Origin of the sequence: Streptomyces sp. NPDC058195 (assembly GCF_042883525.1) — a bacterium.
GTDB lineage: Bacteria > Actinomycetota > Actinomycetes > Streptomycetales > Streptomycetaceae > Streptomyces.
On the sequence record NZ_JBHVVM010000002.1, the window covers coordinates 119,618 to 139,745 of the forward strand.

19 protein-coding genes are annotated in these 20,128 nt (G+C 71.0%); 10 read left to right on the forward strand and 9 right to left on the reverse strand.

All coding sequences use genetic code 11. From position 1 onward, the window contains the following. Positions 1-182 precede the first annotated feature (182 nt). From ACFVWY_RS02690 to ACFVWY_RS02710, 5 genes are all read left to right on the forward strand, one after another. Positions 183-1,331 (forward strand): zinc-binding dehydrogenase, encoded by a 1,149-nt coding sequence (locus tag ACFVWY_RS02690; RefSeq protein ID WP_389866581.1) that lies wholly within the window; start codon positions 183-185, stop codon positions 1,329-1,331. Then, positions 1,328-2,755 carry an APC family permease gene (locus tag ACFVWY_RS02695; RefSeq protein WP_389866584.1) on the forward strand — a complete coding sequence of 476 codons (1,428 nt, stop codon included), beginning with the start codon at positions 1,328-1,330 and terminating at the stop codon, positions 2,753-2,755. The genes ACFVWY_RS02690 and ACFVWY_RS02695 overlap by 4 nt, the downstream gene beginning before the upstream one ends. Before the next feature lie 204 nt (positions 2,756-2,959). Continuing rightward, a complete protein-coding gene (locus tag ACFVWY_RS02700; RefSeq protein WP_389866586.1) occupies positions 2,960-4,966 on the forward strand; it encodes a hypothetical protein in 2,007 nt (668 codons plus the stop codon). 72 nt (positions 4,967-5,038) lie between these two features. Beyond that, on the forward strand, positions 5,039-5,623 hold the full coding sequence (locus ACFVWY_RS02705; protein WP_389866589.1) for a hypothetical protein: 585 nt from the start codon (positions 5,039-5,041) through the stop codon (positions 5,621-5,623). A 20-nt stretch (positions 5,624-5,643) separates the two neighbouring features. After that, positions 5,644-6,093: a DUF3592 domain-containing protein gene (locus tag ACFVWY_RS02710; protein WP_389866590.1), complete on the forward strand. Its 450-nt coding sequence runs from the start codon at positions 5,644-5,646 to the stop codon at positions 6,091-6,093. Positions 6,094-6,147: 54 nt separating this feature from the next. Here the strand turns inward: ACFVWY_RS02710 and ACFVWY_RS02715 are convergent, their stop codons facing one another. The 3 genes from ACFVWY_RS02715 to ACFVWY_RS02725 all read right to left on the reverse strand — a co-directional run bounded on the left by ACFVWY_RS02715 (position 6,148) and on the right by ACFVWY_RS02725 (position 10,097). Next, on the reverse strand, positions 6,148-6,876 hold the full coding sequence (locus tag ACFVWY_RS02715) for an Imm52 family immunity protein (RefSeq protein ID WP_389866593.1): 729 nt from the start codon (positions 6,874-6,876) through the stop codon (positions 6,148-6,150). Positions 6,877-6,934: 58 nt separating this feature from the next. Then, entirely contained in the window at positions 6,935-9,328 is a 2,394-nt protein-coding gene (locus tag ACFVWY_RS02720) for a Tox-REase-5 domain-containing protein (RefSeq protein ID WP_389867085.1), read from the reverse strand. Between the two features lie 175 nt (positions 9,329-9,503). After that, a complete protein-coding gene (locus tag ACFVWY_RS02725) occupies positions 9,504-10,097 on the reverse strand; it encodes a hypothetical protein (protein WP_389866595.1) in 594 nt (197 codons plus the stop codon). 287 nt (positions 10,098-10,384) lie between these two features. Here ACFVWY_RS02725 and ACFVWY_RS02730 point away from each other — a divergent pair, with 287 nt between their 5' ends. After that, complete coding sequence (locus tag ACFVWY_RS02730; RefSeq protein ID WP_389866598.1) at positions 10,385-10,888, forward strand: DinB family protein; 504 nt, start codon at positions 10,385-10,387, stop codon at positions 10,886-10,888. A 22-nt stretch (positions 10,889-10,910) separates the two neighbouring features. On the opposite strand, the gene ACFVWY_RS02735 is transcribed toward ACFVWY_RS02730, so the two are convergent. Then, positions 10,911-11,780, reverse strand: coding sequence for an LLM class F420-dependent oxidoreductase (locus ACFVWY_RS02735; protein ID WP_389866601.1), 870 nt, complete (start codon positions 11,778-11,780; stop codon positions 10,911-10,913). A 1,007-nt stretch (positions 11,781-12,787) separates the two neighbouring features. On the opposite strand from ACFVWY_RS02735, the gene ACFVWY_RS02740 reads away from it, so the two are divergent. Next, positions 12,788-15,151 (forward strand): MFS transporter, encoded by a 2,364-nt coding sequence (locus tag ACFVWY_RS02740; RefSeq protein WP_389866604.1) that lies wholly within the window; start codon positions 12,788-12,790, stop codon positions 15,149-15,151. A 105-nt stretch (positions 15,152-15,256) separates the two neighbouring features. After that, the gene (locus ACFVWY_RS02745) at positions 15,257-15,829 is read left to right on the forward strand and encodes a dihydrofolate reductase family protein (protein ID WP_389866606.1); all 573 of its coding nucleotides are present in this window, start codon (positions 15,257-15,259) and stop codon (positions 15,827-15,829) included. Positions 15,830-16,031: 202 nt separating this feature from the next. Here ACFVWY_RS02745 and ACFVWY_RS02750 read toward each other — a convergent pair whose 3' ends face one another. Further along, a complete protein-coding gene (locus tag ACFVWY_RS02750; protein ID WP_389866609.1) occupies positions 16,032-16,532 on the reverse strand; it encodes an ATP-binding protein in 501 nt (166 codons plus the stop codon). Between the two features lie 320 nt (positions 16,533-16,852). On the opposite strand from ACFVWY_RS02750, the gene ACFVWY_RS02755 reads away from it, so the two are divergent. Beyond that, positions 16,853-17,704, forward strand: a complete 852-nt coding sequence (locus ACFVWY_RS02755; protein WP_389866610.1) for a DUF5753 domain-containing protein — start codon at positions 16,853-16,855, stop codon at positions 17,702-17,704. Between the two features lie 11 nt (positions 17,705-17,715). After that, positions 17,716-17,907, forward strand: coding sequence for a hypothetical protein (locus tag ACFVWY_RS02760; protein WP_389866613.1), 192 nt, complete (start codon positions 17,716-17,718; stop codon positions 17,905-17,907). 72 nt (positions 17,908-17,979) lie between these two features. On the opposite strand, the gene ACFVWY_RS02765 is transcribed toward ACFVWY_RS02760, so the two are convergent. Genes ACFVWY_RS02765 through ACFVWY_RS02780 form a run of 4 tightly spaced genes read right to left on the reverse strand, consistent with a single transcriptional unit; the run spans position 17,980 to position 20,125 of the window. After that, positions 17,980-18,627 carry an OmpA family protein gene (locus ACFVWY_RS02765; protein WP_389866616.1) on the reverse strand — a complete coding sequence of 216 codons (648 nt, stop codon included), beginning with the start codon at positions 18,625-18,627 and terminating at the stop codon, positions 17,980-17,982. 7 nt (positions 18,628-18,634) lie between these two features. Continuing rightward, positions 18,635-19,249, reverse strand: coding sequence for a hypothetical protein (locus tag ACFVWY_RS02770; RefSeq protein ID WP_389866618.1), 615 nt, complete (start codon positions 19,247-19,249; stop codon positions 18,635-18,637). A gap of 31 nt (positions 19,250-19,280) precedes the next feature. Beyond that, positions 19,281-19,895, reverse strand: a complete 615-nt coding sequence (locus tag ACFVWY_RS02775) for a pilus assembly protein TadG-related protein (protein ID WP_389866620.1) — start codon at positions 19,893-19,895, stop codon at positions 19,281-19,283. Then, positions 19,895-20,125: a Flp family type IVb pilin gene (locus ACFVWY_RS02780; protein WP_376683531.1), complete on the reverse strand. Its 231-nt coding sequence runs from the start codon at positions 20,123-20,125 to the stop codon at positions 19,895-19,897. Before ACFVWY_RS02780 ends, ACFVWY_RS02775 begins: the two co-directional genes overlap by 1 nt. Positions 20,126-20,128: the final 3 nt, after the last annotated feature.

Sequence of the window (20,128 nt, forward strand, 5' to 3'; positions counted from 1 at the left end):
CGGGGGAGAAGCAGGTCACAAGGCTGCACAAAGGGTCTTTACCCATCGAGTTTAGTGCTGTAAAACTTGACGAAAGTTTAATGGCGCTAAACAAGACGCCCTGGCGGACCTCCGTGCCGCCCCGACGGCCGTATGCGCCGCCCCTCCCCCGTTCCGTTCCGCACCACCCGAGGAGTAGGCCCATGAGCTCCCCGTCCTTCCAAGAGAGCACCGCGCGCACGGTGCGCGGCGTCGTCTTCCGCTCCCCTGGCCAGGAGGTGACCGTCGCCGATGTCACGCTGGCCCCGCCCGGCCCCGGCGAGGTCGAGGTCGCCGTGACGGCTGCCGGGGTCTGCCACTCCGACCTGCACGTCATCCGCGGCGAGTGGGACCACCCGGTCCCGGTCGTGCTGGGCCACGAGGGCTCCGGCGTGGTCACCGCGCTCGGCGCGGGCGTCACCGGCCTGGCGGTCGGCGACCACGTGGTGCTGTCCTGGGTGCCGTCCTGCGGCGAGTGCCGCTTCTGCCTGGCCGGGCGGCCCGCCGCGTGCAGCCTGGTCGCCGAGGTCGTGGCGCCCGGCGGCGTGCTGTACGACGGGACCAGCCGTCTCTCCGTCGACGGCGAGAGGGCCCACCACTACCTGGGTGTCTCCTCCTTCGCCGAGCGGGTCGTGGTTCCGGCCTCCGGCGCCATCAAGGTCCGCGAGGACGCGCCGCTCGACGTGATCGCCCTGGTCGGCTGCGCCATCGCCACCGGGGTCGGCGCGGTCCGCAACACCGCGGGCGTCGAGGAGGGCGCGACCGTCGCCGTCATCGGCTGCGGCGGCGTGGGCCTGTCCTGCGTGCAGGGCGCACGGCTGGCGAAGGCCGGCCGGATCGTCGCCGTCGACGTCGTCCCGGAGAAGCTGGAGCTGGCCCGCAGGCTGGGCGCGACGGACGCGGTCGACGCCCGTGACGGCGATGTCGTCGAGGCGCTGCGCGCACTGGTCCCCGAGGGTCTCGACTACGTGTTCGACGCGATCGGCAAGATCGAGACCACCGAGCAGTCCATCGCGGCGCTCGGCCAGGGCGGCGCCGCCGTCATCGTCGGCCTCCCGCCGACCGGCCGCACCGCCCGCTTCGACCCGCTCGCGCTCGCCGAGGCCGACCAGCGCATCCTCGGCTCCAACTACGGCTCGGTGGACGCCGCCCGCGACATCCCCGCCCTGGTGGACCTGGTGGTGTCGGGCGAGCTCGACGTGGAATCGATGATCTCGGCGCGGCGCCCGCTGCACGAGGCGGGCGACGCCCTGGCCGACCTCGCCGCCGGTCACGCGCTGCGCCAGCTGCTGATGATGGAGGACCGGACATGAGCACCGCCGGAAAGCAGACCGCCGCCCCGCCGTCCGACGGCCTGGCCCACCGCTCCGTCTCCACCTTCGAGGTCGGTGCGCAGAGCGTCGCGAACGTGGCGCCCAGCGCCGTCATCGCCTTCGCCCCCGCCAGCATGGCGGCCTCCGCGGGCAACGGCGCCTGGTTCTCGTTCTTCCTGGCCATGGCCGCCGTGCTGGCCATCGCGTACTGCATCTGTGTCTTCGCCCGCAGGCGGGCCGGGGTCGGTTCGCTGTACGCGTTCTCCCGGCTCTCGCTCGGGGCGCCCGGCTCCTTCGTGACCGGCTGGGCGCTGCTGATCGGCGCGGTGTGCATCGGTTCGGGTTCGCTGGCAGGCGCCGGGTACTACACGGCGCGCGCCCTCGACCAGATCGGCATCGGGATCTTCACCGGGATCACCGGGCAGATCCTGCTGGATGTGCTGCTGGCCGCCGTCGCGATGCGGCTGACGATCGCCAGTGTGCGGACGGCGGCGCGGGTCGCCTCGGTGCTGGAGGTCGTGTCGATCGTCCTGATCGTGGTCGTGCTGCTGCCCGCGTTCTTCAAGAGCGGCAACATCATCGACACCGACCAGCTGAGCCTGAGCGGTTCCACCCTCGACGGCATCGTCTTCGCCGTGGTGCTGGGTGTGCTCGGCTTCGTCGGCTTCGAGGGCGCCGCCTCGCTGGGCGCCGAGGCCACCGACCCGTACAAGGCGATCCCCCGCTCGGTGATGGGCAGCGCGATCCTGGCCGGGGTGCTCTACATGTTCGCCACGTACGCCCAGGTCGCCGGGTTCGGCGGGGCGGACGCGCTGGGGAAGAGCTCCGACCCGATGGACGAGCTGGCGGAGATGTCCGGGCTCGGCTTCCTGAAGTTCTTCCTGCACGCCGGGTTCGCCGCCTCGTTCGTGGCCGTGGTGATGGCCTGCATCACCGTCGCCGCCCGGCTGCTGTTCGGCATGGCGAACGAGGGCGTGATGCCCGCCCGGCTCGGCCGCGCCCACCCGCGCCACCGCACCCCGTCCGCCGCGATCTGGGTCATCACCCCGTTCGTCGTCGTTCCGGCGGTGCTCGTGGTCGGCGCCGGGACCGCACCGCTGAACGCGACGTCGTACATCGACACCATCGGTGTCTTCGGCTACATGCTCAGCTACACCCTGGTCTGTCTGGCCGCCCCGCTGTTCGTGCGCCGGATCGGGGCACGGGGGCTGCTGGTCACCTGGCTCCTCGGCCTGATCGGGGCCGCCGCGATGGTCTACGTCTTCTACCGCAACCTGTGGCCGGTCCCGGAGTTCCCGCTGAACGTGCTGCCGTACGTGTTCGTCGGCGCGCTGGTCGTCGGAGTCGTCGGTTTCGCCGTCCTGAAGGTCCGCCGCCCGGAGGTCGCCGAGCGCGCCGGAACCTTCGCGGACGATCTGGACTGACCCCCGACGGGGCCCGCTCCCCCGATGCCCCGCCCCTCCCGCACCCCGCGGGCGGGGCGGGGCATCACGCGTTGGGCCCGACTTTGGGGCCAAGGGCCCAGGTCACCCGGCTCGTACACCCGTACGCTCACGGCCACGCCCGCATCCCGAACCGCGGGCTCACGCAGGGCAAGCAGGGCGAGCGGGCGTCGGAGAGGAAGAGCCGTGACTGGTGGCGGGGGCTGGGGAAGTGGAGGCAGGGGCCATATACCTCCCGGGAGCCGGGGCGGTGGCTCCGGCGCGGGCAGCGGAGCGTTCTTCGCGCTGACCCGTAGCTGGGCGGCCGGCGCGCTGGTCTACATCGCCGCCGGATATCTGGTCTCGCGCGGGCTCGTCGAGCTGCTGGCCTCGGACGAACGGCTCTCCAGCTTCGGCTGGCGGCTGGCGCTGCTGCACGTACCCAACGTCATCACGACCCTGGTCACGGTCCTGGCCTCCGCCCGGGTGCTGCCCGAGGAGCACCGCGACTCCCGGGTGAAGTCGCTCAGCGCCGCGCTCGCCGTGCCGGTGGCCGCACTGGTCTACGGACTCGCCGTGTCCTGGCACCTGGTGGGCGTCGAGGGCGCCTTGATGCCGGTCGTGTCGGTGGTGACCGGCGCTGCCGCGGGCCTGGCCGTCGACCGGCTGCTGGAGGACCGCGAGGAGGAGGCGCCCGCCCCGTACCAGCCGTACTCCTGGCGGGACGGCGGGGCCACCGCCATGGAGTACCTCGGGGTGGTCGTCCTGGTGGTCACGCTGATCGGCGCCATGTCGATGGCGGGGGTCGGCGGGCAGATCGGTGAACGCATCCGCTGTGCGATCAGCGCGATGGGCGGCGGCGGGGGCGGCTGCTCCAGCGGCGGCGGCAACGGCACCGACACCACCGCGAAGCCGAAGACGGACGCCGACTACGAACCCAAGATGTGCCAGGTCTCCAGCGTCTCCGACACCGTCGGCGGCAAGGTGAAGATCGGCTGGTTCGAGTGGGGCAACGAGTACGGCTTCCAGCAGAAGGTCAGCCAGGCCAACACCGATGTGAACGGCGACGGCAAGGTCGACGAGAACGACAAGCTCGTCTACATGACGTTCACCGACGCCGCATCGGTCGGCGCCAACGCCTCCACCCCCGGCGTCAAGCTCGGCAAGCTCGGCAAGGCGGACGTCGACGTCGGCGGCGGCATCAAGATCACCAACGGTGACACCTGGGTCTTCAAGAGCGAGGAAGAAGCTCAGAAGATGCGGGACGACATCGAGGAAATGAAGATGTGGGAGACCTCCACCAAGTACAGCGGCGGCTACGGCGGTGGCTGGTACTCCGGCATGAAGTGGGCCGACAAGAAGAAGGACGTCGAGAAGAAGATCGGCGACAAGAAGATCTCGTACTCGACGATCGGCCTCAACGCCTACGCGGACGGCGGACTCTCCATCAGCGCGGGCGACGACTCCAAGCTCGGCGCGAAGCTCGGCGGCAAGGCGAAGTTCTCGCCCGAGGTGACCATCACCAAGGACGACGTGAACGGCAACGAGTCGTACACGTACACCGCCAAGCTCGAACTGGAGGGCAAGGTCAGCGGCACGGCGGGCCCGCTGGGCGGCACGGCGGGGGCGAAGGACAGCCGGACCGGGGCGGTCACCGTCACCCGTGACCAGAAGACCGGGAAGATCGTCCGCATCGACATGACCCAGACCGTCGAGGGCACCTCGACGTCAGACAAGGGCGACGTCAGCGGCGACAACGGCAAGAAGGACGGCGACAAGCGCGGCGGCAAGGTCAGCGGCACCGACTCCTCCGGCGAGACCGGCATCCAGGTCAGGACGAACTCGATCGTCTTCGGCAAGGACACCGACCAGGCCACCGAGGACAAGCGGGCCGTCGCCGAGCAGTGGCTGGACGGCTCCGGCAACAACACCGCCCCCTTCGAGTACCTCTTCGGCGATCACACCATGGAGAACAAGCCGGCCGGGACCGACCCGTTCGAGCAGCTGATGTACCAGGACGGCCTGTCGAGCACGATGAACTACAACGGCCAGACGGACGCCCAGGAGTTCGGCTTCGAGGTCTCGCTCGGCATGAGCCTCGGGTTCTCGATCTCCGACGAGCACAAGAAGGAGACCCTGACGGACGCCCAGTTCCTCGGGGCCCCGCAGGGCGACAAGCGCTCCTATCTCCCGTACAGCTACTGCGCGAAGTAGCGGTACGGAAGGATGGACGCGGAGCACCCCGGCCGCGACCGGCACGCAGGCACGACGAAGAGGCGATGGGCGATGACGACGACACAGAAGATCCACCGGGCGATCGGCGCGACTGCTGCCGCCGCCATCGGCCTCGTCCTGCTCACCGGGTGCGGCGGCGACTCCGCCGCCCTCCCGGAGGGCTGGGACAAGCTCGACACCAAGAGCCTCTCCGTCGGCTACCCCGGCGACCAGGGGTACAAGGAGCAGCCCGAGGCCGAGCTGGCGAAGGGCAACGCGGCCGTCGCGCTGAAGGAGGAGAGCGGGCTGCGCACCGGCATGGTCTCGGTGCAGCTCGACTTCGCCACCGGTGTGGACGACGCGGGCGAGGCCGCGGCCGCGGCGGGCGCCGGCATCGGGGTCGGCGCCACCCGCAAGGCCACCGAGGACGTACGGCTCACGGGTCCGGAGAGCGCCCGCGACGCCCGCCGGATCGACTACGAGTTCACGTCGAGCGGCGAGGACCGGACCCCGGCCCAGGGCACCCGGATGACCGGGGTCGTGGTGGCGGGCGTCGATTCGAAGAAGGTGCCGTTCGCGGTGCGGATCAACGCGGTCAAGGGCACGCTGAGTACGAAGGACCTCGACGCCTTCGTCGACTCGATCACGGTCAAGTAGCGGATCGGGGGCGCTCGTCCATGCAGATGCTGCCCGGCGGCACAGCCACCTTCCTGCTGCTGTTCGGCCTGTTCCTCGGCGCGTTCGCGGTGCGTTCGGCCCTGCGGCTGAGCCGGGTGCTGCGGCTGCTGCGCCACGGCGAACGCGCCGAGGGGCGGTGCGCCGGGCGGCGCACGGTGGACCGCGGGCCGGGCGTGGAGCGCAGCTACGCCACCGAGTACGTCTTCGCCTTCCGTACCGGCGACGGGCGCGACATCGAGTTCACCGACCACGCCCCGGGCCCGTTCGGCTTCGAGGCCGGGGCGCCCGTCCGGGTCAGCTACGACCCGGCCGATCCGGCGCGGCGGGCCACGGTGGCCGGGCCGGGAGCGTGGGGTCCACTGCTGATGCCCGCGCTGTTCACCGGGGTGCTCGGGGCGTTCGCGGTGGGGCTGCTGGCCGGTTTCGCGGCGATGCGGGGCTGGATCTGAGACGGTACGCGGTCTCCGGCCCCGGTCCGCGAAGGACGGGGCCGGGACCGGCGGTCAGAAGCGGTCCCGGTCGAACGGCGTCGGGAGCTTCTCCAGCGCCCCGGCCTCCCGCAGCCGCTCGTTCGCCCCGATGACCGCAGCGGTCTCCGCGGTCTTCGTGCCGCCGTACGTGAGGTCGATGACCAGACCGCCGTGCGCGGTGCGGACGTACGTTCCGGGCAGGGAACCGGGGGCGAGGGCGGCCCGCCCGGCGGAGAGGAAGACCGCCCGGCCGCACCTGGGGTCGCTGTTCGCCAGGTCGAACCGCTCGGCCACCGCCCGGTACTGGGGCCGGTCGTACACCTGTCCGGTGTCGAACTCCCAGATCTCCGCGAGGAGCCGCAGGATCTCCGGGGCTCGGCGGATCACCTGGGCGGTCTCGTCCACCTCGCGCGAGCGGAAGGCGAGCGCGACGGAGTTCACCGCGTACCGCGAGGTGCTGCCCGCGTGGACCGCCAGGGACACGTGCGCCGTACCGGGGTTCCGTGCCCACAGCGACGACGTGTAGCCCGCCACGTCGAGGTCGGGGCCCGTGTTCTTCCGCTCGATGTACTCCGCCAGCGCGGCGGCCGAGGGCTCCAGCACGGGATCGGACGGGAGGTCGTCACCGGCTTCGTGCCACTGGCCGAAGGTCGGCCCGTCGATCTCCCCGAGCGCGGTGAGCGTGCCGGCCCAGCGCTCGGCGATGGCGGGTACGGATTCCCCGCGAGGGCCCCAGAGGCCGTTCACCACGACGTTCAGCACGACACGCTCTCCCTCGGACTCGGGCCCCGGTTCGCAGTTCGCCACCCCCGTCCGGCGCTCAGCCGATCACGTCGCCCGGGGTGTTGATCACCTTAACCGGGATGCCCCGGTCCTCGAACATCTGCCGGGCCGCCTCGGCGACGTCCGGGTCGGACAGATGCCACTCGACCGGCTTGCCGCGGGCCGCGTCGACCTGCCGGGACGCCTGGTCGGCCCAGCGGTTGGCGATGTCGGTGTTGAGCGTCCCGGTGTCGGCGTTGTAGTACTTGGGGTTCTTGTACCCGTACTTCGCCTCCAGGTAGGTGCCCCGCGAGGCGTCCCAGCCGTCGAAGTCGACCGGCTTGCCGGTGAGCTTGTCCAGCGGGACGCGGTACTCCTTGCCGCGGCCCACCTTGGAGATCTGTTCCTGGTAGCGGGCGCCCATCTCGGTCGGGTAGTTCCAGACGCCGGGCTTGATCTCCTGCCAGTTCCCGGTGCCGCCGTCCTTGGACCCGGTCGTCGGGTCCTTGAGGTCCGTGTACCAGGCCGGCTTCGGTTCGTTCTGGCCGGCTTCCAGGGACTTCTTGCGCTTGGCCTCCTTGGCCGCCCTGGCCGCCTCGTCGGCCTGCTTCTGGGCCTCGTCGGCGGCGGCCTTCTTCTCCGGGTCGACCTCGTCGCACGCGCCCATGAGGAAGCCGACGGGCACGGAGCCGGGCGGCGCCGCCAGTACGGCGGTGCCGGAGCCGGACGCACCGACGGCGGGGCCGCCCTCGTCCGCAGCACCCTCCGGGACACCGTAGGGAACGCGGAGACGGCCGCCGATGCCGACGGTGCAGCCCTTGAGCCCGGCCTTCTCGGCGGCTTCGTCGGCGTGCTGCTGCGCTTCCTTCGCGGCCTTCTCGGCGGCGTCGACGTCCCCCGCCTTGGCGGCCTTCTTCGCCTTGCCCGCGGCCTCGCCGGCCTTCTCCACGAACTCGCCGAGCTTGCCGAGTTTCCCGAGCTTGCCCAGCTTTCCGAGCTTGCCGACGAGCTTGCCCTCGCCGTAGCCCGGGATGAACAGCGAGCCGATGTTCCACAGGCCGGTGCCGATCGCCTGGCCCTCGTCGCCCCGGTTCCACATGTCCCGGACCTCGTCGCCGATGAACACGTCGTCGAGGACCGTCAGGCCGGTGCTGCCGGACGCCTTCGTCCAGTCCCAGAGCGCGCCGAGGTAGTCGCCCTTGTCCCACTTGTCACCGGCGCCCTTGGAGTCCTCGCTCCACTGGTCGCCGAGGCTCTTGCCGTAGTCCTTCAGGCCGTCCCAGGCCTTGATGGGGTGCAAGACCGTGTCGATGGTGCCCGTGATGTCGCCCCACAGGCCGTCGCCGATCAGGCCCTCGAAGAAGCCGCCGGTCTGGTGCGCGGCACAGGAGAAGAAGGCGCCGACGCCGGAGGTGCAGCTCTCGCCGGGCTCGTCGTCCCCGTTGTCGCCGCCGCTGTCGTCCTGGTCGTCGCCGCCGTCCGGTTCCCCGGAGCTGTCGGTGTCGTCGCCGCCGTCGTCGACCTGGGTGACGTCGTCACCACCGGTGCTGCCGGAGTTGCCGGAAGCGCTGGAAGCGCTGGAGTTCCCGGAGGCGCCGGAGCTCCCGGAGCCACCCGTGGTGCTGGAGTTGCCGGAGCCACCCGTGGTGCTGGAGTTGCCAGAGGCGCCCGTGCTGCCCGCGGCGCCCGAGGTGCTGGTTCCTCCGGCCGTGTCCGCGCCCCCGGCGGTGTCCGCGCCCCCCGCCGAATCCGCGCCGCCGGAGCCCTTGGCGGGGCCCGCCTCCACGTTCCCGCTGCCGGGCGCCGGGCAGGCGCTCCCGGTGAGGCGGCAGATCGCGTCCTGCATCCCGCCGGTGATCTGGGCGCCGATCCCCGTGACGACGAGCCCGCCGATGAGGGCCACGACGACCAGGACCATGCCCAGGTACTCCATCGCGGTCTGGCCCTCGTCCCGCCGCCACCGGATCATGCGCGCGAGGCTGAACCGCCGGTGCGGCGCGCGCTGCCCGAGGGGAAGGCCGAACCAGTCGCGGGCGCCCGGCCGGAACAGCAGGACGACGACCACGACCGGGATCACCAGCTGGGTGACCCCGCGCGCACCGCCGTCCCCGATGTTCGCCAGGGCGCCGAGGGCGAGCCAGACGTGCACGGCCAGCAGCCCGCGCCGTACCCAGGTCCCGCCGGTCCGTACGTAGAGCGAGAGCACGAAGGCCACCGTGCTCGGCAGCGCCGCGTACAGCAGCAGTCCGAGCAGCTGGCCGTCGATCACGTCGACCGACGACGCCACCGTCAGCACACCGATGCCGCCGAGGGCCGCGGCGGCGAACAGCAGCCGTACGAGGATCAGTACCGCCTGAAGGGGGCGCGGCAGCGACTGCCTGCCTCCGTACCCGCCCGTGACGACGCCGCCACCGGCTCCGGGGCCGCCGCCCGCGACCGCGATTCCACCCATGCCAGACACGACGAGTCCCCCAGCTTGCCGGTGTAAGGCCAGAGTTCAGCCACTCCACGCATCCGACCACACCGGCACCCTTCGGGGCATGGGCCTCAGGGCCCAATGCAAGGCTCAAAGTCACCGATTGCGGCCCGCACGGACCCGAAGCGGCGGAACCGGCCCCCTCCCGCCGTTACCGGACGGGCACCTCGCTGCCGAACAGCATCCAGGGCGACTGGTCGTACGAGGCCACTCCGGCCAACTGCGGCTGGGTCGCGGCGATCTGGTGCCGCACTGCCAGGGTGTCGGGCCAACTGTCGAAGTACGTCGTGCCGTTGATGACGACGCCGCTCCAGTCCGTGGCCCCCGAGGCGCCCTCGCGGTCGACGACGAAGCCGATGCAGAGCACCGAGGCGCGCCCGATCGCCTCCCGGATCGCCCGCGCGGCCACCTCCTGTTCGTCCCGGGTCAGACCGCCGAAGCCGAACTCCAGGGCCACGACCCCATCCCGCATCCGGCGGACCCGCGCGGCCACGCCCGCCCCGCTGTCCACCCACAGCATGAAGTCGACGCTGTCGAGCCGCTGGAGACCGGCCAGGAGGACGAGCTGTTCCCTGGTCACCCACGACGGGGTGCCCCGTGGCCCCGGCCCCGGGCCGAGGAGCGTGATCCGCCGGGTGACCGGATGGCTGAGCCGCAGCCCCGCCGCGTCGAGATCGCTGAAGAGGCACTCGGAGTCCGGGCGGCTCCAGCCGAGGTGGTACGAGTAGAAGAAACCGTCACTCATCGACACATCACCCCATGAAAGACAGGTGGGAGCGTGCAGTTCAGGTGCGCGCGGGCACGCCGGACGGGCGCACCTTCCGGGCGCCTGCCAAGGGGACTCGCAGTTGGTCGTTCACGAGCCTAGCCAGGCACGATCCCCCGGGCGTGGGCCCAGGGGCCCACGGCCGGACCCCAATGCCCGCCCCCGCGCACCGGCCGCCGCACAGCCGCCGCACAGCCCCGGACGGCTCCTCCACGGCGGCGGAATCCGGTGGACAACGGGTACCCCGTCGCGGATCGTGTACGCCGATGACACGCACCGACACGCCTCCCGCCCGGGACGAGCGCACCCAGCTGGCCACCTTCCTCGACTACGCACGCGACACCGCACGCGCGAAGTGCGAGGGCGTCTCCTTGGACAACGCCCGCCGGGCCCCGCTGCCCGGCTCCCCCCTGATGACCGTCGCCGGGCTGGTCAACCACCTGAGCTGGGTCGAGTACTACTGGTTCGAGGTGGTCTTCCTCGGCGGCGAGGACGAAGGGCCGTGGACGGAGGAGGACCCCGACCGCGAGATGCGCGTCGCGCTGGACATGCCGCTCGACGACGTACTGGCGCTGTACGCGGAGCGCACCTCCCGCTACCGGGAGCTGGTCGCCTCCCACGGCCTGGACACGCTGGCGGTACGCCCGCGCGACGACGGCCGCCACCCCGATCTGCGCTGGATCGTCCTGCACCTGATCGAGGAGACCGCCCGGCACAACGGCCACCTCGACCTGATCCGGGAGATCGTCGACGGCACGACCGGCGTGTAGGCCCCCGGCCGCGCCCCGCCGTTCACCCCAGCGCGGTGACGGCGGGGACGAGGTGTTCGGCGACCTGGTGGGTGAAGCTCACCGGGTGCCGGTCGGGCAGCAGCTGGATCTCGGTGACGCCCAGGTCCGCGTACGCCCGCGCGTCGTCGAGGAAGGCGGCCGGCCGGTCCAGCACCGGGCCGTTGTACAGCACGGTCTTGGTGAGGGCCGCGTAGTCGCGGTCCTCTGCGGCACAGTGGGCGCGCAGGACGTCGAGCTTGTGGGCCACCTCGTCCGGGCCGGTGGCGAAGAGGTTGCAGGCGTCGCCGTAGCGGGCGACCAGGCGGAGGGTCTTCCGCTCGCCCCCGCCGCCGATCATGATCGGCGGGTGTCCGCCGATCGGCTCGGGCACGCAGAGCGTCTCGGCCAGCTGGTAGTGCCTGCCCCGGAACGGCCCGTTGTCGTCGCTCCACATCTGAAGGCAGATCCGGATCGTCTCCTCCAGCCGCTCGAAGCGTTCGGCGACCGGGACGACCGGCACGCCGAGTCCGTACTGCTCCCGCTCGTACCAGGAGGCGCCGATGCCCAGCCGGGCCCGGCCGCCCGAGAGCACGTCGAGGCTGGTGACGATCTTCGCGAGGAGGCCGGGATGCCGGTACATCACGCCCGTGACCAGCAGGCCGAGGGGCATGCGTTCGGTCAGCGCGGCCACGTAGCCGAGGGTGGTGTAGCCCTCCAGCATGGGTTCGTCGGGGACGCTGCGCCCGGTCTCCATCTGGAAGTAGTGGTCCATCACGGTGAAGGACGCGATCCCCGCCTGCTCGGCGATCCGCGCCGTCTCGGCGAGCGTGGGCGCGATGAGCGCGGGGTCGGCCGGTGTCGAGTAGTTCCAGTAGTGCAGGCCGAGCTTCATGTCCCGTCTCCCTTGCCGCCTCCGTCGCCGCTCCTGTGGGCCGTACACGGTCGGCTGCCACGCTACGCGGGGTGACCGGCCACCGGTATCCGGGCGGGGCCGGACGGGTGACGGCGGCGATCCCGCCGGGCCGTGGCCCTCAACTCCCTTACAGGCCAGCCTGCTTGATGAACCCAAGACCTCCACCCGCACGCCCCGCGTCCCAACGCGGAGCGATGGCGTCCACCGGCGGGCCCCGGGACAGGACACCGCCCACGGCCGGGACGACCGAAGGGCCCGCAGCTCCGGGCCCGGTTCCGGCGCGGGACCGACGCCGCCCAGCCCGTCGGCACCCGGCATACGGCGCCGGTGCCCGACGCGGACACCGAGGCGGCGGTGCCGTGCGTCGCCACCGGTTACGCCCCCGGCGCGCCGGGCCCGACGGCCCCGACCCCGCGCGGCAAGGACGGCAGGAACGGGACGCACGACAGGAGCGGCCAGGACGGTCAGGACAGCCAGGACGGTCAGGACGGCCGCCCGGACAGCACCGGCCCGAGAACGGGGCCCGGCTCCAGCTCCGACACCAGCTCCGTGTCCGTGTCTGTGTATGTGTCCGGCTCCGGCTCCGGCTCCGCACAGCGGCCAGCACATCGGCTCCACCAAGGCCACCGTGGACAAGGCCCCTTCGAACGGCCTGCGCTACGGCATCAAGGCGGGCCCGCTCTGCACTAGGGTCTTTCGTTTGGATCAGGCTGGATCAGGGAGCGGGGGCTGGTGCGTGCAGCTGCAAGGCGGAGGAAGGAGCCGACGCGGAGCGTCGGTGACTGACGACAACGCGGCAGATGTGCGTGCCGGCCCCCGCGAGCCCGGCATGATCCAAACGAGAGGCCCTAGCTCCCCCGAGGGGGCGTCCCTCACCTGCACGCCCCGTCCCGGGGCAAGGGATACCGCTACGCCCGTTAAGGCCCCCCTGTCACGCGAAACGTTCCGGCAACCCGCCACCACGGCTTGGATACCTCAACTACCTTATGGCCGTGGACCAGTTGAAAACCGAAGACCCTCTTCACATCGGCCCCTACCGTCTGATAGCCCGGCTGGGCGCGGGCGGCATGGGCCTGGTGTACCTCGGCCGTTCCGAGGCCGGACGGACCGTGGCCGTGAAGGTGGTGCAGGCCGAGCACGCCCAGCATCCCGAATTCCGCAGACGGTTCGCGCGCGAGGTAGCAGCCGCCCGCCGGGTGGGCGGTACGTGGACGGCGGCCGTGCTCGACACCGACACGGAGGCACGGGTGCCCTGGGTGGCGACCCAGTACATCCCCGGGCCCGATCTCACCTCGGTGGTCGCCCGGGACTTCGGCCCGCTGCCCGAGCACTCGGTCCGCGTCCTCGCCAACCGGCTGGCCACCGCCCTGGAGTCGGTGCACGCGGCGGGGCTGATCCACCGCGACCTCAAGCCGTCGAACGTGCTGGTGACGGTGGACGGACCCCGCGTGATCGACTTCGGCATCGCACGGGCCATGGACAGTCTCGCCGGGGACAGCCTGCACACCCGTACCGGGATGCTGATCGGCTCCCCCGGCTTCATGTCCCCCGAGCAGGTGCGCGGCATCGACCTCACCCCGGCCAGCGATGTGTTCTGTCTGGGCGCCGTGCTCGTGTACGCGTCGACCGGCCGCCTCCTGTTCGGCGCCGCGGAGACCGGGCTGAACGCCCATCTCTTCCGCGTCGCGGAGGACGAGGCGGACCTGACCGGCGTACCGCCCTCGCTCGTCGGGCTCGTACGCGACTGCCTGCACAAGGACCCCGCCCGGCGTCCCACGCCCGCCGAGGTCGCCGCCCGTACCGCCACCGGACCGGACGGCGCCACCGGACCGGACGGCGAATGGCTCCCCGGCACGGTTCTGGCCCAGCTCGGGCGCCATGCCGCCCAGTTGCTCGACTTCGCCCCGGAGACCCGGGGCACCGCGTCCCCGCCGCCGTCCCCGGACCCGCGCATCCCGGCCCAGCCCCAGCACCCCGCGCAGTCCCCGTCCCCCTCCCAGCCGGTGCCTCCTTCGCCCGCGTACACCCCGACCACACCGGCGGACCGGCAGCCCTCGCCATGGGTCGGCCCCTCGGCGGACGTGCCGCCCGGCACCCCGCCCCCTGGACGGTGGCGCGGGCTCGGTGTCGCGGCGGCGGCGCAGCTGCTGGTGGCGATGGGCACGGCGTCCCTCACCACCGCGCTTCCCTCCATATCCGTCGACCTGGGCGCGGCACCGCATCTGTTCGCCTTCACCACCGCGCTGGCCTTCGCCCTCGTGCTGCCACTCGGCGGGCACCTCACCGACCGGCTGGGCCGCAAGCGGGTCCTGACCCTCGGCCTGGCCGGTGTCGCGGCGTCCTTCGTGCTCGTCGGGCTGGCCGCCTCCACCACCGCGATCTTCTGGTCCACCGTCCTGCTGGGCGCGTGCGCCGCGCCGGTCTCCACGGCCGCGCTGGCCCTGGTGTCCGCCGACTTCACCGAACCGCGGGAGCGCGGCAGGGCCTTCGGGCTCTACGCCGCGGCGGCAGGCGGCGGCATCGCCTTCGGCGCCTTCACCGAGGGGTGGCTGCTCCAGGCCGCGAGCTGGCGTACCGGCATGTACGCCGTCGGCCTGCTCTCCGTGATCCTCTCGATCGTCGCGGCCTCGGTGGTGCCCGACCACCCGGCCGACGCGCCCGCCCGCGCCGACGTGCCGGGGCTGTTCCTCGCCACCGCCGGGACCGTCCTCGCCGTCAGCGGCTTCGGCTACAGCGGAGCGATCGGCTGGGCGCCCCCGTACGCCCTGGGGATCGGGATCATCGGCGTCCTCCTGCTGCTTGCCTACGGGAGGCGGCAGTTCCGCGCGGACCACCCGCTCGTACCGGCGCACGTCCTCAGGGAACCGGACCGGCTCTGTGCCTGCCTGGCCCTGCTGGCGCTCGGCATCCCACTGCCGCGGCTCTGGTTGTACCCCTTGGGAAGCCTGCTGCTGATGGCCCTCCTGGCCCTGCTCACCGCCACGCAGGTCTCGGCCCGCTTCCAGCACCGGCTCGACCCGCGCGCCCTCGTCGTGCCGGGGCTGGTGCTGTCGGCGCTCTGCACGGCACTGCTCACGTCGGGGGCCGTCGGGCCCCTGCCGGTCCTTCCGGTCATGGGCATCGCTCTCGGCCTGGCCCTGCTGCCGCTCTACGCCACCGCCACCGGCCGGACCGCGCCGCGCCACGCGGGCGGCACCTCGGCCCTGGTCCTTGCCGCGCCCCTGATCGGCGGCCACTTCACCCCGTGGGGATCAGACGAGATCGTGAACGGGTACGCCGCCGTCGGCCTCACCCTGCTCGCGGGCCTCCTCGCCGCCCTGCTCATCAAGGCGAGGGCTCCGCGGACGTAGTCCACTCGCCCGGACGGCCGGCCGATGAGTTCCGCCGCTGCCCGCAGTCGTACCCGTAGAAGAATGCTGACGCACCACAGCACACCTGACACGGGAGACTCCGACATGCGCACCCTGATCAGCACCGCCTTCGTCTCGCTCGACGGCGTCATGGAGGCGCCCGGCGGCGAGCCCGGGTACCGGAACGCGGGGTGGACCTTCAAGGACATCACGTTCGTACCCGAGGCCTTCGAGATCAAGGGCCGCGAGCAGCAGGAGGCCACCGCGATGCTGCTGGGCCGGGCCAGCTACGAGGCGTTCAGCCCGGTCTGGCCGGACATGGCGGAGTTCGCCGACTACCGGGCGATGCCGAAGTACGTCGTCTCCACCACCCTCACCGGGGACGATCTGGTCCAGAACTGGGGCGAGACCACGATTCTGCGCTCGCTCGACGAGGTGGCCGCGCTGAAGGAGACCGAAGGCGGCCCGGTCATCCTGCACGGCAGCGCCTCCCTCAACCGCGCCCTGTCCGACGCCGGTCTGATCGACCGCTACCACCTGCTGGTGTTCCCCGTCCTGCTCGGCGCGGGCAAGCGCCTGTTCAGCAGCACGGACAAGGACGCCCAGAACCTGAAGCTCGTCGAGCACGAGGCGTACTCCAACGGCCTCCAGAAGAACGTCTTCGACGTCATCCGCTGACCGCGTGCGGGCCGTCCGGGCCCGGCCCGCACGGCCCCGCACGCCCCGCACGCCCCGTCCGGCCCCGCACGCCCCGCACGGTCAACGCCTCGCACCTGACCCGCAGACCGAAGCCGCACCCCGTTCCCGTCGGCGCCCCGGCACCCCGGTGTCCCGGTGTCCGGTGTCCCCACCGGAGACGCCGACAATGCGGACGCTGCTTCTAGCGGGGCAGCATCACCCACGATTTGGTCCCGTGATGCGGGAGTTCCGCGTCCTCGATATCCCACTCCCCGCCCCAGTCGTCCACGACAGCTGCCAGCAGCCAGAGCGCGCGACGCCGCCGCGCCTCGCAGAGCGCGGCCACATGAGGCCGGTCATGCCGCGCGTGCTGATCCCAGACCAGGATGCGCACCGCGTCCTCCCTCTGACGCAGCGAGACGTAGATCTCCCGCCCCTGGCCGATCCGGGCCCCGATGGCCACCAGCTCGTGCACCACGTGCGTCGCGGGCCAGGCGTACCGCCCCAGACCATGCGCCTCCAGCGCGGCGGCCACCACCGTGCGCCCGACGAACGGGCTGCGCACGTCACCCGGCAGCGTGAAGCTCAGCCTGAAGCCCCGCCGGGCCGCCTCCCCCGGAAGCGGGGCGGACCGAAGGTACGGAACCGGCGTCCCGATCTCCGCGGCAACCGGGCAGGGCGAGGCGAGCGAAGCTGTGTGCATGACTGACTCCCTTACATGGACGGCACGTTGACGCGTCTCTTCTTCGCGTGGGCGCGCTCGAATGGCTCACACGGATGCGACGGCGGGCGAGCGGTGGCCTTGTCTCCCCGGCGCGATGCCGCCCCTCCCGGGGCAGGAGGCTGCGGGCAGGACCGCGCGATGCACTTCCGACTCGACGACCTTGTGTGAGTGGTGCGTGACCTAACGTAGCGCAGCATTGGCACATGTGCCTTTACTTTGGAGGCAATTACCTCCCGCTTGTTGGACTGGACGGCTTCACAGCGGCAGACTGTGCCCACCGTCCGCAGGAGAGAGAGCCCATGCCGAGCAGTTCCACTCCGACAGAGCGCCAGAAGCGGCTCGGCGCTGAGTTGCGCAAGATGCGCGTCGCCACCGAGGCCACGACGACGTACGCGGCAGGGCTGTTGGGCGTTGACCGGACGAAGGTCTCCAACATGGAGAGTGGCGTCCGGCCCATCACGTCTGCTCGCGTCCGCACACTGGCCTGCAACTACGCCTGTGCAGACGCGGACTACGTCGACGCGCTCGTGGACATGGCGGAGCAGCGTGAGAGCGGCTGGTGGGAACAGTACCGGGGCACACTTCCATCGGGCCTCCTGGACATCGCCGAGCTCGAATGGCATGCGCAACGGATCCGTACGGCGCAGACCGTTCATCTCCCGGGCCTGCTGCACACCGACGGATACGCTCGCGCGGTGTTCGGCGCCGTGCTGCCCGAGCTGTCCCGCCTGGAAATCGAGTTGAGAGTCGCGCACCGCATGGAACGGCAGCAGGTACTTGAGGGCGAGACTCCCACCGACTACGTGAGCTACGTGCACGAAGCCGCCCTGCGCATGCAGTTCGGTGGCCGGGCCGTCACTCGTGAGCAGCTGCTTCACCTGTGCGAGATGTCAGAGCGCGAGCACATCGATGTACGAGTGATCCCCGTGGATCGCGGCGCGTTCCCTGGAGCCGGACACGCGCTCCTCTACGCCCACGGAGTTGTGCCGCAACTCGACACCGTGCAACTCGACTCGGCTCATGGACCCGAGTTCATGCACGCAGAGGCGCAGCTCACCAAATACCGCGCGCACCTGGACTGGATGGCGGAGGCATCGCTGTCCCCCTCCGATTCCAGAGACTTCGTGCGCGCCGTCTCCCATCAACTCTAAGGATGGCCAGCATGCCCGAGATCAATTGGGAAGAGCCGTACTGCGGCGAGGGAAACAACTGCTTCCGGCTCGGCACCGACGACGACGGCAACGCGTTCATCGCAGTCCGAGGCGCGGAGGACCACTTCCTCACCGACACCCGCGAAGCGCTCCGCCAGATGATCCTCGACATCAAGGCAGGCAAGGCCGACCACCTCCTGTAGGCGGAACACGGCAGGGGCCCGGCACCGCGATGCACTCGCGGTACCGGGCCCCTGTCGCTGTGGCGCTGTTCCTCAGGAAGACGTGCCGCGCGGGAAGGAGACCTCCACGCGCCGGTTCTTCTTCCGGCCTTCCTCCGTGCTGTTGTCGGCGATCGGGTACTGCTCGCCGTAACCGCGGATCTCGAAGCTGATGCCCGCCAGGTCCTTCGCCAGCACCGCGTGCACGGCGTTGGCGCGCTGCTTGGACAGGACGTCACCGTGGGCCGACGAACCGAGGTTGTCGGTGAAGCCGAAGACGCGCACCTTGGTGGCGTTCTGCTTCTTGATCTCGGCCGCGATGGCCGCGATACGGGAGTTGGCCGCGGGGCTCAGCTTCGCGCTGTCCTTGCCGAAGAGGACTTCGGCCTGGAGCGCGAACTTGACGTTCGCATTGGTGTCCTCGCGACGCTCCTCACCGCCCATGTCCTCGACGACCTGAACGACGTCGAGGACCCGGGCGGGGGCGAGGGTGGCACCGTCGACCATCTTGAGGTCGGAGTCCTTGCCGTCCACCGCGACGGGCGGCGTCTCGGACGCCTCGGTGCCCGGCGGTACGCTCGGCCCGTCGTCGGCCAGAGCTGCCGAGGCGCCCATGACGGACGTCCCGGCCATCAGCACGACGGCCGCGACCGCCATGCCTGTCAGCTGAATCGGACCCCGTCGCCTGCGCGTGCTCGTCATTTCGACATCACCCGGAAATCTTGAGCGACGTGGTGGCGAACGTCGGCAGGTTGAAGTCGACCTCGGTCGTCGCCGCCGGCGGCGCCGGGAACTGCATGAACACCGGTACGGATGTGCCGGGCTGGACCGCGGACATGCCGGTCGTGCACAGGCAGCGGCCGTCGGTGTCCCGCAGGATGTAGTAGCGCTTCTTGCCCGCCTTGTCCACGAGCGTCGCGCCACCGACGGAGTTGAGGTTCTTGCTGACGATGATGGACTCGCCGCCAGCCCAGGCGGACGGGTTGACCGGGGCCTGCCCCTGGTTCTTCAACTCGCCCTGGACCGTGACGAAGCCGCCCGCGTCCCGCTTCACCTGATTCACGACCAGAAGCATGCCCTTGTCGCCCCTGGCTTCTGCGAGCTTCACATTCGGGTCCACCTTCTCCCCGGCCGCGGTGTCCTCCTGCTTCTCGCCCTTGTCCTCCTCGGAGGACTTCGGGGAGTCGGGCGAGGACGGCGTGCCGGAGTCCTTCGTCCCGCCGCCGTCCTCGGCACCGCAGCCGGTGACGACCAGGGCCAGGGCCGCCACCAGTGAGGCGGCGGCCACTGCCCTTCGAGACTTGATGGAGCGCCGAATGCTCATCGCTTCTGATTCCTTTACTCGTCGTTCTCTGTCAGCTGTCGACCAGGTGCACGTCAAAGAGGGTCTTGCTCACCGCGGACCAGGGCGGAGGGCTCTCCGGACTGATCGTGAGCATCTGTCCCCCTCGGCAGGAGAAGAAGTACATGTCCTGGACGCCGTCGTCGTTGTAGTCGACGGATCGCCACCGGGGGCAGCGCCACTCGATGACCGCGGTGGCATGACCATTGGCGAACTTCCGCTTCATGCCGGGAACCACAGACGCACCCACAGGCTTGAGGGTCTTGACCTTGACGCTGATCTTGTCCCGCTCGCCCCCGGGCGAAGCAACGCACCCGGGAGGAACGACCTTGGCCTCGTTCGCCGCGGCGTACGAGTGAGCCGCAGGACACCCCAGAACCGGATGGCCCTGGAGGAACATGTCCAGGGTGCCCCCGGGCAACGAGGCGTAGAAAGGAGCCCCGAACAGTTCACGGGACTGCTGCGCGGCAGCCACCGCGGCGGCATCCGCCGCACCCTGGGCTCCATTACGCAAGGCAGAGGCCTTACCGACGGTAAAGAAGGCAAACGCGAGGAAGAGCAGGCCCGCCACCATCACTACGTAGATGGGGAAAGCCTGCCCTGCCTCGCCGCGAAGTTTCGCGGTCATTAGCCGGCCTTGATCTGCGAAACCAGGTCGGAGATCTTGCTCGAGATCGAGCCGCCGATACCCGAGGCGGCGATCGCGCCGATGATCGCCACGACCACCAGGATGATGCCCAGGTACTCGAACGCCGTCTGACCGCGGTCCTTGTTCTCGAAGCGCTTCTGGATGGCGCTGACCGTGGTGTTGGCCCAGCCGTTGACGCGGACGGCGGTCTTCAGGGTGATGTTCGACATGGT